Origin of the sequence: Novosphingobium sp. PhB57 (assembly GCF_004342985.1) — a bacterium.
Lineage (GTDB): Bacteria > Pseudomonadota > Alphaproteobacteria > Sphingomonadales > Sphingomonadaceae > Novosphingobium.
Window position 1 is genome coordinate 252419 of sequence record NZ_SMBO01000004.1, and the last position, 14338, is coordinate 266756.

Below are 14338 nucleotides of genomic sequence, written 5' to 3' on the forward strand. Positions count from 1 at the left end.
CCTCCGGGTTTATCCGCGCCTTGCGATCTGCCACAGCTTGCGCCGATGACCGCGCTCCCACACCATCATGACCGCCGGATAAAGGGGCGAATGATAGACTTGCGGGCGAGCGATCTGCCCCTGCTGGTCCTCTACGCGCTCGCGTTCGCGCTGCTGCACTGGACGGCCAGCCCCTGGAGCGGTGCGGGCTTCTTCTCGCTATGGTACCCGCCCGCGGGTCTGCGTTTCGCCGTGCTGTGGAGCCGGGGCGCCCGCTTCGCGCCCTGGCTGGTCCTTGCCGAACTGGCCGCAGACTTCAGCGCCGGCGTCATCGACATCGGGGCTCCGGGCCTGCTTCAGGCGGTGATCGGCGCGATGCGGCCGGGGCTGACGTACGGCCTGGCGCTGGCCGGCACGCGCGGGATTGCGCGGGGCAAGGACGACACCTTTTCGCTGCCGCCGATGATGATGGGGCTGGCCGCGGTTGCGGCACCGGCGCTCAATGCCTTGCTCGTGGCGCCCATCGACGCCCTGCTGCCGGCCGATGCCGGGCGATACCGCATCGGTGTGGACATCGCGATCTCGCTTACCGGGCTAGCCGTGGGAGACCTGCTCGGCATCCTCGTGCTGGCGCCGCCCCTGCTGTGGATCGCGGCGTTGACGGGCGGCCCGCGGCAGGCTCTGCCCCGGCCGCCCTCGCGGCGGGCGGTACTGGAGGATGCGCTCGTCCTGTCGGGCTGCCTGCTGCTGACGATTGCCCTGTGGCGCGCCGGGCTGGGCGCGCAGCCGGCGCCGGGACTGCTGGCGGGCGCCTGGATCGGCCTGCGCCACGGCCGCATTGCCGCCTGGCTGGCGATCGTGGCGCAAGTCCTGGCCTTCCTTCCCTATTCGTCCGGCCGGTTGGACGATGCGACGCGGCTGGAGCTGCATCTGGGCATTGCCGCGGTCGTGCTGGTCACCTGGCTCGCGGGAAGTTTCTCCGACGCGCAGAAGACCGCGCGGATCATGCTGGAGAGACGCAATCGCCTGCTGTTCCAGGCCGAGCGACTCAAGACCCTGAGAGCGATGTCGGTGGCGGTGATCCACGAGATCAGCCAGCCGCTCTCCACCCTGGCCATCGAAGCCGGCCACCTCGCCCGGGCGACCGAACATCTTGACGCCGACATCGCCGAGAGCGCGGCGCTGGTCGATCGCAAGGCGCGCGACTTATCCGACCTCGTGCGCCGCCTGCGCCGCTTCGGCGGCCGCGACGTGGACGAGCCTTCGCTGCTGCCCGTTTCGATGTTGCTGCAGACCGCCTGCCAGATCGTCGCCGCCGAGTTACGCGCGTCCGGCGGCCGGATCGATTGTCTCGGCATCGCCCCGGACCTTGCCGTTCAGGCGCAGGAGATCGAACTGACGCAGGCGCTTGTGAACCTGCTGCGCAACGCCGTGGCGGCCAGCCCCGGCGAAACGATCGCGCTGCGCGCCGGGGCCGTCGCCGACGAAGTCCGCATCGAAGTGACCAATCCGCTCGTGACCGCACGGAAAACCGACGCTCAGCCCCTGGGGGCGGGCATGGGGATCGGTCTCGTCATTGCCCGCACCATCGTGGAGGCGCATGGCGGCACGCTCGTCCGGCAGGACGACGTCGATACCGCGCGCTTCGTTCTGTCCCTGCCTCTCGTCGCCGGACCCCTGCCATGACCGACCCCGCCGCCTCTCCCGCTGCCTCTCCCGTCGCCCCTCTCGTGGCCGTGCTGGACGACGATGCCGATCTCGGCGCCAGCGTGGCGCGATTGCTGGCGCGCAACCGGATGGATGCGCGGGCCTTCACGGACCCGCGGGCGCTTCTGGCCATCCTGCCCGATTGCGCATTCGGATGCGTCATCAGCGACATCCAGATGGGCGAGATGGACGGATTTGCCTTCGCCGACGCCTTGCGCGCCCGCGATCCGGCCGTGTCGCTGGTGTTCATGACCGCCTGGCCGACGACGGCCCATGCCGTCGATGCGGTGCGCCGCCACGGCGGGATCGACTATCTCGAAAAGCCGATCGACGAACCGCGCCTGATCGCCGCCGTGGCCGAAGGCCTGGGCTGGTCCGCGCGGGAGCGGCGCATCGCCGCCATGACCGCCGCCTTCACCCGGCGCGAGCGCGACGTGTTCGACCTGCTGGTGCGCGGCCACTCCAACAAGGAGATCGCCGAGCGCCTGGCGATCTCCGCGCGGACGGTGGAAGATCACCGCGCGGCCATCGTCACCAAGACAAGGACCAACGGCCTGGCCCAGCTCATCGCTCTCAGCCGCGGGGAAGCGGTCTAGGTCTCCGACCCCAATTTCGGAACACCGGGAATTTCCCGGATCGACCCGGCACTTGCCCCGCGCCAGTTTCCCCATGCGACCCGAAGGCCTGTCCGAATTCCACAATGGACCAGGCTGCCCTGGCCGGCCAGGCTCCCGAGCCTGCGCCGGCCTTTTCGCAAGCTCCCGGTCCATCGTGAAGTCCGGTCTGCCACAGGTCACCATCGGGGCGATGGTGCCGTCAGTAGGGTCAGGCCGCGTTCTGCAGACCGGCGGCACCGTCCCGCGCCAATGCCTGCTGGGCGGCGGGGCGCTGGCGGCACCGCGCGACATAGGCGTCCATCGCGGCATCTTCGGGGAACGCCCGGCGGGCGAAGTTCAGCGCGCTGCCGATGAGAATGTCGGCAGCCGTAAACTGCTCGCCCATGACGTAGGGACCCGCCGCAAAGGCACTGGCCAGCTTTCGCAGCACCGCATCGTAGCCGCGCCGCTTCTCTGGCGATCCTTCGAGTTCTCCCGTAAATCCGGCAAAGAGAGCCGGCTCCATTTCCGCCACATACCAGGCCATCCAGGTCAGGTATTCCCCGCGGCGCGGATCGCCGGGCTTCGGCGCCAGGCCCTGCTCGGGAAAAGCATCCGCGAGGTAGAGGGCGATGGCCTGCGATTCTGCCAGAAAGACACCGTCATGGTCCAGCGCCGGCACGCGCTTCTCGGGATGGGGGTTGGATGCGTCCGGAGTGCCCTCTCCCGTCATCGGGCGAAAGATGGTCACTGGCCGGATTTCGTAGGACGCGCCCAATTCCTCCAGCATCCAGACGATGCGGGAGGAACGCGAATTCGGCGCATGGAACAAAGTGAGCATCGGTAGGTCTCCTGGAATTCTCGCGGCGCATGGTCACGCCGCGAAGTTCCCGATAGAGAAGCCCTACTGACAGCATATTGTCAGTAGGAGGCATGCGATGCGACGGGCGGACCGACTTTTCCAGATCATCCAGATCCTCAGGCGGTCGTCGCGGGCGGTGACGGCGGGAGAGATCGCCGGCGAACTCGAAGTCTCGCAGCGCACCGTCTATCGCGACATCGCCGACCTCGTCGGGCAGCGCGTGCCGATCCGCGGCGAGACCGGCTTCGGCTATATCCTCGACGACGCGTTCGACATGCCGCCGCTGATGCTGACGACGGACGAGATCGAGGCTGCCGTGCTGGGCGCGCAATGGGTGATGGGCCGCGGCGACCCGGTGCTGGCCCGCGCCGCGCGGGACCTCATCGCCAAGATCACCTGCGTCGCGCCCGAACGCTTGCGCTCGGTCATCGCCACGCCCTCCATCGGCACGCCGTCCAGCGGGCAGTGGCCGGGCCGGTCCATGGCGCCTGACGGCATCGACCTGGCCCGCACCCGCACCTGGATCCACGAGGGGCGCAAGATCGTCCTCGACTATCGCGACGAGCAGGGCCGCACGTCCCGGCGCACTATCTGGCCGGTGATCGTGGGCTTCATGGAGAAGGCCCGCATGCTGGCCGCCTGGTGCGAAATGCGCGAGGACTTCCGCCACTTCCGCGCCGACCGCGTGCTCCAGGCGGAGTTCCTGGACGATCGGCACGGAGTCCGGGCCAGCACCCTGCGCCAGCGCTGGAAACGGCACATGGCGGAGGCGAGCCGCGCCCGTCAGCGCGCGGCCGCCGAAGCGTGAACCGGTGACAGGTCCGGTCCGCGCCTATTGCCGGGGCATGGTGCCCGGCCGGAGGTAAGGGAACATGTGCGCGACATAGTCCGCCTTGCCCAGGTCCACGCCTTGGGCGCGAAGGATGGCGTAGGCGGTCATGACGTGGAAGTAGAACTGCGGCAGCGCCCAGTCGCGGACATATTGGGCCGCGTCCAGATCGAAGACCATGCCCTGCGGCAGGGCGTGAGCTATGGCGGCTGCCGGATCGACCTCGGGCATGCCGGCCGCCGCCTGCTCCACGATCGCCACGGTCTCGGCGATCCTGGTGCGCGCCTCGGCAATCGAGCCGGGCTGCTCTCCCCCTTTGCGTCCTTCGTCGAGCAGTTCCGCGATCGAGGGCGGAAGAGGCTCCCCGCGCAGCCTGAACATGCCTTCCTGCGCCTGGACGCAGGCGAAGCGGACCTGGGTGGACAGAGGAAACATGTCGGGAGCCAGACGCGCCGCCATCAGCGCATCGGCCTGATCGCCGGCTTCGGCCTTGCCGAGCCATGCCGACAAGGCGCCGAGCATCTGGAGGTAGGTAGGCACTAGGATATCCGGCAGCGTCATGATGGTCTTTCCGATCGTTGGGGCCAGGCGGCACGGCTTGCACGGGCGCTGGCGGCAAGACATAGTGAACGCCATCCGGCCGCCTTTCGACGCGATATCGAACACTTGGTCATGGACGAACAAGCATGCGGCGAGACAATGAACAATAGCAAAGCGGGCAACGGCGGCACGGATCGCAGCAAGACCGGCGACAAAGGCGCCGTGAAGCTCGGACCCAGGGCGATCCCGATCCCCCGGTCGATCAGCGAAGAGGCGCAGGCGGCGCTGGCTCGTCTCGTCGGCGAGGACGGCATTCCCCTCCATGCCCACTACGAGATGCCGCAACCGGACGATTTCGCGGGCTGGATGCGCATGAAGGCCGCAGCGGACGCGCAATACGCCGCCGCCGTGCAAGGTCTCGCCGGCAGCCTGCGCGCCGCCGCAACGACCATGGAACAGGGCGGTGCCACGATCCACGTCGCGATGCCGGAGGTTCCGGCCGAAGACGGCAGGGCTTTGATCGACTTCCACGGCGGCGCCCTCGTCGTCGGCGGCGGGGAGGCCTGCCGCATCGGCGCGTGCCGCCAGGCCGATCAGCATGGCATCGCCTGCTACGGCGTCGATTACCGGATGCCGCCCGAGCATCCCTATCCGGCCGCGCTGGACGATTCCCTGGCGGCCTATCGCGTCGTTCTGCAACGCCATGCTCCGGGCAGCATCGCCATCTGCGGCCGCTCGGCCGGAGGCAATCTGGCCGCGGCCATGCTGCTCAGGGCGCGGGAGGAAGGCCTGCCGATGCCGGCCAGCCTCGTTCTGCTCTCACCGCAAGTGGACCTGACCGAATCCGGGGACAGCTTCGAAACCAACCGCATGCTCGACGTGGTGCTGCCACGCCCGCTGCCCTCGAACAACCGTCTCTATGCAGGCGGCGCCGATCTCGCCGATCCCTGCCTCTCCCCGCTGTTCGCGAACCTGCAGGGCTTCCCGCCAACATTCCTGCAATCCGGCACGCGCGACCTTTTTCTATCGAACACCGTCAGGATGCACCGCGCGCTGCGGCAGGCAGGCGTGGCGGCCGAACTTCACGTCTTCGAGGCGATGCCGCATGGCGGCTTCATGGGCGGCACCCCGGAAGACGCGGAACTGGAAGCGGAAATTCGGCGCTTCATTCAAACGCATTGGAACGAATAAGGGGCGCTGCTTGCGCCTGATCCCGTGATGACTTGACTGGAGAGGAAGCAAACGTCGCCCCGCCGATCATTGGCTTCCGGTCGATTGACACAAAATGCCTGTCCACCAACCCTCGCCGTTCACGTGCGGCGGAGAGAAGACGATGGACAGGCAACAACTGGCGGTGGGCTTTGCCGCGGCAATTCTCGGCATATCTCTCACCTCGCCTGAAGTCCGCGCCCAGGAAGCGCCTCCCAGTGCCGCCGCTGCCGGATCGGGCGAGATCATCGTCACGGCCCGCAAGCGCAGCGAACGCCTGCTGGACGTGCCGGTCGCGGTCTCGGCGCTGTCCCAGGAGCAGCTCCAGCGCTATGCCACGGTCACGCTCACCTCGATCAGCCAGCAGGTGCCGCAGCTCGTCATCGCGGAATCGCAGAACCAGGTCGGCGGCTCGATCAACTTGCGCGGTATCGGTTCCGGCATTTCCAATCCTTCGACCGAAACGGCAGTCACCCTCAACATAGACGGCATCCCGATCAGCTACGGCAACGCGATCCGCCTTGGCCAGATCGACCTCTCCCGCGTCGAAGTGCTCAAGGGGCCGCAAGCCCTGTTCTACGGCAAGAACAGCCCCGGCGGCATCATCTCACTGGTATCCCAGGATCCGGGCTCCACTTTCGAGGCGAAGCTGCGCACCGGCTACGAATTCGCAGCCGACCAGCGCTTCGTGGAAGGGTCCGTCTCGGCGCCGCTGACCGAGACTGTCGGCGCCCGCGTGGTGGGCTACTACTCGAAGGAGGATGGCTGGTTCCGCAATGTCGCGGTGCCGATCGCCGGCGTCACGCCCGGCCCGGCGGCAGACAGCTATAATGCCGAAGACGTGTTCGTGCGCGGCACGCTGTCCTTCCATTCGCCGAGCGGCGCCACCAGGGCCACCGCCAAAGTCGCTTATGGCCGCCGCACCCGCGACGGTGTGGGGCCGACCGGCGGGTCGCAGATCGTCTTCTGCCCGGGCGGCGTCAGCCGGCTGTCCGGCGCCATCGACTGCAAGCTGAACCGCAAGTTCTACAGCGTGATCCTGCCCGCCCGGATGACGGCGCTGGACCCGACGCTGGGTGACGGCGTTCCCTTCGTGAAGTCGACCCAGTTCCTCGCCTCCCTGTCGATCGACCAGGACCTTACCGACGAACTCACGCTGTCGTCGGTAACCGGCTATTACCGGCTCGGGGAAAAGTCGGTCGATCCCTTCACCTTCTCCAATGTTCCCTATTTCGGGGCATCGAACGACATCGTCGCGGACGGGGTGAGCCAGGAAATCCGCGTCGCGACCGACTTCGACGGGCCGTTCAACCTGCTCTTCGGCGGTTTCTTCCAGGACGCGCACTTCAAGATCCGGCAGGCCTTCGCCGTCGACTTCGGCGGGACGACACGGCCTTTCCTCGTCGGCTCCACTTTCTATGACGTGCATACCAGCGCCTATTCGGTCTTCGGACAAGGCCGCTACAAGCTGGCCGACGACCTCGAACTGGCGGCGGGTGGTCGCTATTCGTGGGAGGACAAGTCCCTCCAGGGCACTTCCTTCGCCAGCCCGATCGACGTGCTGAACCCGCGGCGGACTTACGAGGACTTCTCGCCGGAAGTCACCCTCACCTGGCGGCCGAGCAACGACCTCACGCTCTATGCCGCCTATCGCGAGGGCTTCACTTCCGGCGGCTTCAACACGGTGCCCACCACACTGCGCTCGCAGGCGAACCCTTCGCTTCCCCGCGTGGATTTGTCCTATGGCCAGATGACCGCGAAAGGCGGCGAAGCCGGGATCAAGGGATACCTCGCCGGACGACAAATCCTGTTCGACCTCGTCGGCTACTACTACAAGTATTCCGGCCTCCAGCTTTCGCGCTACGACAATGCCTCGTTCACGCAGCTGACGCAGAACGCCGGGGGCGCGGAGATCGAGGGCGTGGAGGCCAGCGTGACGGTGCGGCCGGACGCGCTTGCGGGGCTCTCGCTCAATGCGGCGGCGGCCTACAACCACTCGCGCTACACCGACTTTATCGGCGGATGCTACGCCGGCCAGTCCGTGGCCGCCGGCTGCAATCTCAACCCCCGCAATCCGAGCCTCGCCGCCTCCACATACGGCACGGCAGCGAACCCCTATCAGGATCAGGACCAGACCGGACAGCGGCTGTTCCGCGCACCGCTGTTCACACTGACCGCGGGCGCCGCTTACGACCACAGTTTCTCCGAACGCCTGGGCGGCACCCTGGCCGTCGATACCAGCTATTCGAGCAGCTACATCACCCAAACGGAAGCCAATCCGCTGAACCGCCAGGGCTCCTACTGGCTGCTCAACGGTGCGGTAACCCTGAACGGCGGAGAGGACAAACCGTGGGAACTGGCGCTGATCGGCCGCAATCTCACGAACAGGCTCTATGTCGTCGCCGGCTCGGTCGTAGGCGCCACCGCCAGCGGCACGGGCACCGCCGCGACGGTTCAGGGCGACGTGCTGGGCACGGCCAGCCCCCCGCGCTCGGTCACGTTGCAGCTGACGCTCAAGAGCAGCCTGCTGCAGGGCCGTTGACGGCAGGCGCGCCCCTTCAAACGGAGGGCGGTGCAGACCGGCTCGCGGCGTCCTCCTCGGGAAATGCCGTGCTGCGCCGCCCATCCAGCATCGCGATCCGCGACGCGACGCGCTTACCGTCCAGGATCGCATCGAGCGGCGCGGCCATGCGGCGGCGCCAGTTGGGATGTTCGTCCACGGTGCCCGGAAGGTTCGGCTGTTCCTCCAGGCCGAGGATATCTTCCAGCGGCACGATAGCGAGGTCGGACCCCGCCCGCGCAGTCTCGCGGATCGCCGCATCGACGGCGTCGGCCGGTTCGCTCGGCAGAGGCTGAGGCTTTCCTTCGCCGATCGTGCGCCACAGCGCGGCCCGGTCGGCGGATCGCCGGTCGTCCGCAGCCTCGCCTGCCGCGCCGCGCCCGAGGGCACGGTTCCATTCGAGATCACGGCCGGACCACCAGCCTGCCACGGTCGCCGTGTCGTGCGTTCCGGTCATCGCCGCACTCGAACGGTCGTAGCGGGACGCGGCCTGGAAGCCTCCGTCTTCGTCGCGTTCGAACCAGAGCACGCGCATGCCCAGAAATTCCCGGTCGCTCAGCAGATGGTCGAAGCCCGGGGGCCGCGTGCCCAGGTCTTCCGCCACGATCAAGGCCTGGGCACGGTGCGATTCCAGCGCGACCAGGCGCGTCAGGTCGTGAATGGGATAGTTGAGGTAGGCGCCCTTGCCGGCCGGCTCACCCTCCGGGATCACCCATAGCCGCGCCAGCCCGAAGGCATGGTCGATCCGCAAGCCGCCCGCATCGCGCAGCCCCGCGCGCAGCGTGGCCAGCCACGGTTCGAACCCGCTGGCCACCAGCCCGCGCGGCGAGAAGGCGGTCAGCCCCCAGTTCTGCCCATCCGGGCCAAGCGGGTCCGGCGGGGCACCGATGGTCAGCCCGGAAAGGACGCTCTTCTGCATCGCCCAGGCATCGCTGCCTAGCGGATCGATCCCGACCGCGAGATCCTTGACGATGCCGATCTTCATCCCGGCCTCCAGCGCGGACTGCTGCACGCACTTCATCGACCGCGCGGCCAGCCACTGCGCGAAGAGGTGGAACCGGATCTCCTCCGCATGGTCCCCGGCGAACCGTTTCGCCTCCCTGCCGGAGGGATCGTGATAGTCGGAGGGCCAGTTCTTCCAGCCCCGGCCATGCGCCGCAAAATGCAGCGAGAGCGCATCGAACAGCGCATGACCATAGGCACCCGCTACCTTTGCAGCCCAGGCATCGACTTGTTCCCGCACCTCGCTGCCGCAAGCGGCATGGAGCTTTCGCATCGATTCCAGGCGGCGCGGCAGGGCTTCGTCCCAGTCGATCAGGGCAGCACCCTCCGGCTCCGCGTAAGGCTCCAGGCCCGCGAGTTCGGGCGCAGCCAGCGCGGCGTTCAGGAACAGGCGGCTCGATGGGGCATAAGGGCTGAACCCGCTCGACTGACCGGCGAAGATCGCATGTACCGGACTGATCGCGAGCGCATCGGCGCCAAGCCCTGCAAAGCGGACCGCGGCATCCGCCAGTGCCCCCAGGTCGCCGAATGGCGCGGGGCCATGCTTCCTCAGCGAAGGAATCTGGATGGCCGCCCCCCATGTCCTCAATCCATGAAGGTCATGGCCGAGCGAGAAGGCACGGTGCGGAGCGACCGCCAAGCGCACCGACTGGCCACCGGCATGGAGCCGATAATAGCCGGGCTCCTCGATCGCCATGACCAGCCCATCGTGCGCAGGCAAGGCGCGCGAAATGCCGCTGTCCTCCGAAACGAGATTCACCCGGTGCAAGTGGGCAAGCGCCTTGGGCAACCGGACGGGCGATCCTTGCTCCGCCGTTATCAGACCGGGAAGCGCCAGAGCCTCTTCCCGCCACCGGGCGAAGCTCTGCCTGATCTCGCCGTCCGACCCGGCTGCATAGCCCAGCGCACCCAGCACCGAGACGAGCACCTCGTCGGCAACCAGGCACTCGCTTCCCTCGGCGCTTCGCCAGGCGCGCATGACGCCCACTGCTGCGGCAAGATCGTGGAGCGGGGTGCGCGGCTCGCACTTCGGCGCGGCGCCGACGTCTAGAGACAAGGGGGCACCTTCAAGCGCCGAACCCGTTCCGGTCTCGTACCTGCACCGAAATTGTTCCCTCGCATCTCGCCTCCTCGCTCAAAGGCAAAGCCGCAAGACCGGCAAGGTTCCGAACCAGGCCCCGGCGCCGAAAGAGGGCGCGTGGTTCGGGCGCCTTCCCGGTCGCCCGCTTGCCCGGCCGCCCGTTTATCGCGGTAGCTTCCCGGCTTTTACAGGAGGCGCAGCTCTCGCCAGACCCATCCTGCATGGTTTGGACAGGTCCAACGACTTGCCGATTAAAATGCAAGTTCCGACGCCCCCGGCGCTAACGCCCCGGCCGCGCAGGAACTTTTTGCCCTTTGCCAACCTTAACCGTCGAAATTTTAACCAGAATCACGCTTTACCGGTTGCGTGCAACGACATCCGGTTAGCTGGAGCCACGTATGAAGACCTATACCTTGAAGTTCTCGGACGATGATATCGGCGTGGCTCGGCGTCTCGAATTCAAGGCTTCGGACATGACCGGCGCGCTCGTCATCGCGCACCGCGAGGCTTCGAAGCGTTCGGCGGAACTTTGGGAAGGTGCCCGGAAGCTCTGTTCCATCCGCCGTCCCGCGAACGACGTGTGGATGCCTGCCAGCCTCAAGGCCTGACAGGGCGGGCTGCGGTTGCCCTGAGGGGGCTAGACGGTCTCCGCCAGCTTGAGCATCATCGCCCCCGCCTCCGCAGCCGGAACCGCCCGCGAATAGTGGAAACCCTGTCCCAGCAGGCAGCCGAGCGCCAGCAGCTCGCGGGCCTGGTCGGCATTCTCGATTCCTTCGGCCACCACCTTGATGCCCAGCCGCCTGGCAATGCCGATGACGCCCTCGACGATGGCGGCGCTCGGGCCTCTCGAAACCAGGTCTTCCACGAAACTGCGGTCGATCTTGATGATGTCCACCGGCACCGTCATCAGATGGGTAAGCGAGGCATAGCCCGTGCCGAAATCGTCCAGCGCCAGCCGGATGCCCCGCGAACGCAGCGCCTGCATGGACTTGCGAACGATCCCCGCGTCGTCATCCATGCAGACCACTTCGGTCACTTCCACGATCACATGCTTCAGCGGGACATTCTCCCGGTCGAAGCTTTCGGCGAGCACCGCGTAGATCGTGCCGCTGTGAAAGTCGGCCGACGAGACATTGATGCCGACATGCTGGAATGCGATCCCCAGATCGAGCCAGCCACGGACGTCCCTGGCCACTTGTGAGATCACCTGCCTGGTCAGCGCCGTCGCCACGCCGGCGTCGGACGTCGCCTCATGGAAGGCGGAGGCCGACACCAGCTGGTCGCCGCTGCGCATGCGGCAAAGCGCTTCCACACCGACGATCTCGCCGGTCTCGATCAGGACGATCGGCTGATAGAACGTCTCGATGCGGTGCTCGCGCAAGGCGACGTCGACCTCGCGAACGGCAGCGAGCCTGCGGGTGATGCGCGATCCGATCTCGTCGGAGTAGGGAACGTGGGCACCGCGGGCGGTATCCTTGGCGTGATAGAGCGCAAAGTCGGCCTTCTGTCGCACGCGCTCCGGCAGCAGGTCGCCCGGGGCCAGTTCGGCATAGCCGATGGTGGCACGCGGCACGATGGGGTTGTCCACCTGCCCGCCGGCGCGGGCCAGCGCAGCGAGGTAGCCGGCCATGGTCTCGTCCAGCGCGCGCAGGGCGGCCGGGTCCTGGACGATCACGGCGAACTCGTCCCCGCCGATCCGGAACAGCGGCTCCGGCGCCGCTGCACGGGAGAGACATTCGGCCACGAGTTGCAGCAGGCTGTCCCCAGCCTGGTGGCCGAAGGCATCATTGGTGACCTTCAGATTGTCGAGATCGATCACCGCCAGCGCCCAGGCGCCCGGGATCTCGCAGCTCAGGCCGGAAAGCGCGGCATTGAAAGCCGCCCGGTTCGGCAAGTCCGTCAGGGCATCGGTATGGGCGCGGCGGTTATGGTCTTCCACCCGCCGTTCCCGGTCGAGCGCGATGGCGCACAAGTGGACGCATTGATCGACGATCTCCCGCTCGCCCTGGGTCGGCCCGCGTTTCTCTCCGAAGTAGAAGGCGAAAGTGGCTATCGGCTCGCGGTTCGCCCCCAGGATCGGGCTCGACCAGCAGGCGCGTATTCCCAGCGGCAGGATGAGATCGCGAAAGCCCTCCCAATGCGGATCTTCCGCAATGTCCTGGGAAAGCACCTCGGTCCCGAAATAGAGCGCGGCCCCGCAGGCCCCGATGGTCGGTCCGATTTCAACGCCGCTGACCAGATCGCAAAAGGCAGGAGGAAGCCCCGGACCCGCCAGCGGACGGAGGCATCCATCGGCATCAGCAGTCACAACGGAGCAGATTACATCCGGCGCCAGGCGATTAACTTCACGGCAAAGACGATACACCGTCTCGGATAGCGGCTGCCCCTTGGCAATCATCTCCAAAATAGTGCTTTGAAAGTCAATCACATGAGACATCCGCTGTTTTGCACGCAAGGCCACTGTATCTATGGAAACTTAATTTCCCCGTGATCGGGCATGAAGGGAAACAGCCGATCCGGTTGCTTTCCCGCTTCTGCCGCCCGCTCGGGGACGTTCTCCACCCCATAGGAAGGGCTCCGCGCAGTCGAAGTTCCGCTGGCCGTGACAAAGTCCATGAACATCGCGGGCCACTATCCAAGTAACGTGCCACTGCGCGCGCCCGGCATCATGGCAGGATCAAGACCTTGACGAGAGGGCCAAAGCGCTACTTTAAGGGCCTCATGAAATTGCGCGGCGCCGTTCCTCGCGGTTTCGCTTTAGGGGGATTAATCCATGAAGTTTGTGCTGGCTTCCGGCGCGGCCGCTTTTGCCGCCTTCCTGTCGCTGCCATCTGCAGCCCAGACCTCGACCTGCTATCTTCTGGGCAATGTCTCCAGTTGCAGCGTCCGATCCGGCGGGGCCAGCGACAACCCGGCCTGGCAGCGCTATTCCGCCTTCCAGGAACTGGAGCGGCAGCGAAACGAAAACCAGCAGCGCCGGGAGGACGAGGAAAATCTCGCGCAGGCCCGCAAGGGGCAGGAACTTCGCGAGACGGTGGGCGCACTCGTGGCCGATGGAAAATGTGCCAGCGCGAAGCGTGCAGCGCTCCAGGCCGGTGACTTCGCCCTGGCCGAGCAGGCAGCTTCGCTTTGCGAGCCGCCTTCCCGCGCCGGACACTGAGCCGCCCGCCAGCGGCGGGAACCGGCGGCCGGAATTTCGCAACGCTCCGCAGATTCTCGGCGCCGCGGCATTTTCGAAAGGGAAATTCGCGCTTGCCGTCAGGCGAATTTCGGCCTCTCAGAGTTGCGACCAGGATCTCCCCGATCCGCCGAAAGGATATGCGCCTTGCTTGACGGCCCCCGCCTCGCCCCCCTCTCTGGCTCCAGTGCCGATGCGCTCGTGGTCCTGATCCACGGCTATGGCTCCAACGGCGATGACCTCATCGCACTGGCGGCCGCAATGCAGCCCATGCTTCCCGGCGCGGCCTTCGTCGCGCCCAATGCCCCCTCGCAGCTGCCGCACATGGCCGCCGCCTACCAGTGGTGGCCGATCGAGACCTTCTCGATGGCCGAGCGCGCCGCGGGCGCGGCGGCGGCCGCGCCCGGGTTGGACGCCTTCATCACGGCGGAACTGGAAAAGGCCGGCCTTTCCAGCGACCGCCTGCTTCTCGTCGGCTTCAGCCAGGGAACGATGATGGCGCTTCACGTCGGCCTTCGGCGCCCCGATGCTGCAGCCGGCATCGTCGGCATTTCCGGCATGCTCGTGGCGCCGGAAAGCCTGCAGGCGGACATCCGCAGCCGCCCGCCGGTCCTGCTCATTCACGGCACCGAGGATGAAGTCGTGCCGTTCCGCTCGATGGAGATGGCCTCCACCGTCCTCACCGAAACGGGCGTGCCGGTAGAGACGCATGTCTCGCCGGGGATCGGCCACGGCGTGAGCCAGGACGGTCTCGTCGCCGCCACGAACTTCGCGCGGCGCGTCCTGACCTGACTC

Annotated in this window: 12 protein-coding genes; 8 read left to right on the plus strand and 4 right to left on the minus strand. The window is 67.0% G+C overall.

Going from position 1 to position 14338, the window contains the following annotated elements:
• The first annotated feature begins 90 nt into the window (after positions 1 to 90).
• Positions 91 to 1665, plus strand: a complete 1575-nt coding sequence (locus tag EDF58_RS14360) for a HAMP domain-containing sensor histidine kinase (RefSeq protein WP_132267210.1) — start codon at positions 91 to 93, stop codon at positions 1663 to 1665.
• Entirely contained in the window at positions 1662 to 2282 is a 621-nt protein-coding gene (locus EDF58_RS14365; RefSeq protein ID WP_132266799.1) for a response regulator, read from the plus strand. Before EDF58_RS14360 ends, EDF58_RS14365 begins: the two co-directional genes overlap by 4 nt.
• Before the next feature lie 229 nt (positions 2283 to 2511).
• Here the strand turns inward: EDF58_RS14365 and EDF58_RS14370 are convergent, their stop codons facing one another.
• The gene (locus EDF58_RS14370; protein ID WP_132266801.1) at positions 2512 to 3123 is read right to left on the minus strand and encodes a glutathione S-transferase family protein; all 612 of its coding nucleotides are present in this window, start codon (positions 3121 to 3123) and stop codon (positions 2512 to 2514) included.
• Between the two features lie 97 nt (positions 3124 to 3220).
• On the opposite strand from EDF58_RS14370, the gene EDF58_RS14375 reads away from it, so the two are divergent.
• Positions 3221 to 3952, plus strand: a complete 732-nt coding sequence (locus tag EDF58_RS14375) for a YafY family protein (RefSeq protein ID WP_132266803.1) — start codon at positions 3221 to 3223, stop codon at positions 3950 to 3952.
• A 24-nt stretch (positions 3953 to 3976) separates the two neighbouring features.
• On the opposite strand, the gene EDF58_RS14380 is transcribed toward EDF58_RS14375, so the two are convergent.
• On the minus strand, positions 3977 to 4534 hold the full coding sequence (locus EDF58_RS14380) for a DUF1993 domain-containing protein (RefSeq protein WP_132266805.1): 558 nt from the start codon (positions 4532 to 4534) through the stop codon (positions 3977 to 3979).
• Positions 4535 to 4672: 138 nt separating this feature from the next.
• Between EDF58_RS14380 and EDF58_RS14385 the strand changes: the two genes are divergently transcribed.
• A complete protein-coding gene (locus EDF58_RS14385) occupies positions 4673 to 5704 on the plus strand; it encodes an alpha/beta hydrolase (RefSeq protein ID WP_132266807.1) in 1032 nt (343 codons plus the stop codon).
• Between the two features lie 142 nt (positions 5705 to 5846).
• On the plus strand, positions 5847 to 8264 hold the full coding sequence (locus tag EDF58_RS14390; RefSeq protein ID WP_132266809.1) for a TonB-dependent receptor: 2418 nt from the start codon (positions 5847 to 5849) through the stop codon (positions 8262 to 8264).
• 16 nt (positions 8265 to 8280) lie between these two features.
• On the opposite strand, the gene malQ is transcribed toward EDF58_RS14390, so the two are convergent.
• Positions 8281 to 10341 (minus strand): 4-alpha-glucanotransferase, encoded by a 2061-nt coding sequence (malQ, locus tag EDF58_RS14395; RefSeq protein ID WP_243654266.1) that lies wholly within the window; start codon positions 10339 to 10341, stop codon positions 8281 to 8283.
• Positions 10342 to 10763: 422 nt separating this feature from the next.
• Between malQ and EDF58_RS14400 the strand changes: the two genes are divergently transcribed.
• Positions 10764 to 10973 carry a hypothetical protein gene (locus tag EDF58_RS14400; protein ID WP_132266810.1) on the plus strand — a complete coding sequence of 70 codons (210 nt, stop codon included), beginning with the start codon at positions 10764 to 10766 and terminating at the stop codon, positions 10971 to 10973.
• A gap of 29 nt (positions 10974 to 11002) precedes the next feature.
• Here EDF58_RS14400 and EDF58_RS14405 read toward each other — a convergent pair whose 3' ends face one another.
• Positions 11003 to 12802, minus strand: a complete 1800-nt coding sequence (locus EDF58_RS14405) for a GGDEF domain-containing protein (protein ID WP_243654267.1) — start codon at positions 12800 to 12802, stop codon at positions 11003 to 11005.
• Between the two features lie 336 nt (positions 12803 to 13138).
• On the opposite strand from EDF58_RS14405, the gene EDF58_RS14410 reads away from it, so the two are divergent.
• A complete protein-coding gene (locus tag EDF58_RS14410; RefSeq protein WP_132266813.1) occupies positions 13139 to 13525 on the plus strand; it encodes a hypothetical protein in 387 nt (128 codons plus the stop codon).
• A gap of 165 nt (positions 13526 to 13690) precedes the next feature.
• Positions 13691 to 14335: a prolyl oligopeptidase family serine peptidase gene (locus EDF58_RS14415; RefSeq protein WP_132266815.1), complete on the plus strand. Its 645-nt coding sequence runs from the start codon at positions 13691 to 13693 to the stop codon at positions 14333 to 14335.
• The last annotated feature ends 3 nt before the right edge of the window (positions 14336 to 14338 follow it).

Coding starts and splice junctions, on each gene's coding strand:
- EDF58_RS14360 (WP_132267210.1), top strand. CDS start 91: ATGATAGACTTGCGGGCGAGCGATCTGCCCCTGCTGGTCCTCTACGCG.
- EDF58_RS14365 (WP_132266799.1), top strand. CDS start 1,662: ATGACCGACCCCGCCGCCTCTCCCGCTGCCTCTCCCGTCGCCCCTCTC.
- EDF58_RS14370 (WP_132266801.1), bottom strand. CDS start 3,123: ATGCTCACTTTGTTCCATGCGCCGAATTCGCGTTCCTCCCGCATCGTC.
- EDF58_RS14375 (WP_132266803.1), top strand. CDS start 3,221: ATGCGACGGGCGGACCGACTTTTCCAGATCATCCAGATCCTCAGGCGG.
- EDF58_RS14380 (WP_132266805.1), bottom strand. CDS start 4,534: ATGACGCTGCCGGATATCCTAGTGCCTACCTACCTCCAGATGCTCGGC.
- EDF58_RS14385 (WP_132266807.1), top strand. CDS start 4,673: ATGAACAATAGCAAAGCGGGCAACGGCGGCACGGATCGCAGCAAGACC.
- EDF58_RS14390 (WP_132266809.1), top strand. CDS start 5,847: ATGGACAGGCAACAACTGGCGGTGGGCTTTGCCGCGGCAATTCTCGGC.
- EDF58_RS14400 (WP_132266810.1), top strand. CDS start 10,764: ATGAAGACCTATACCTTGAAGTTCTCGGACGATGATATCGGCGTGGCT.
- EDF58_RS14405 (WP_243654267.1), bottom strand. CDS start 12,802: ATGTCTCATGTGATTGACTTTCAAAGCACTATTTTGGAGATGATTGCC.
- EDF58_RS14410 (WP_132266813.1), top strand. CDS start 13,139: ATGAAGTTTGTGCTGGCTTCCGGCGCGGCCGCTTTTGCCGCCTTCCTG.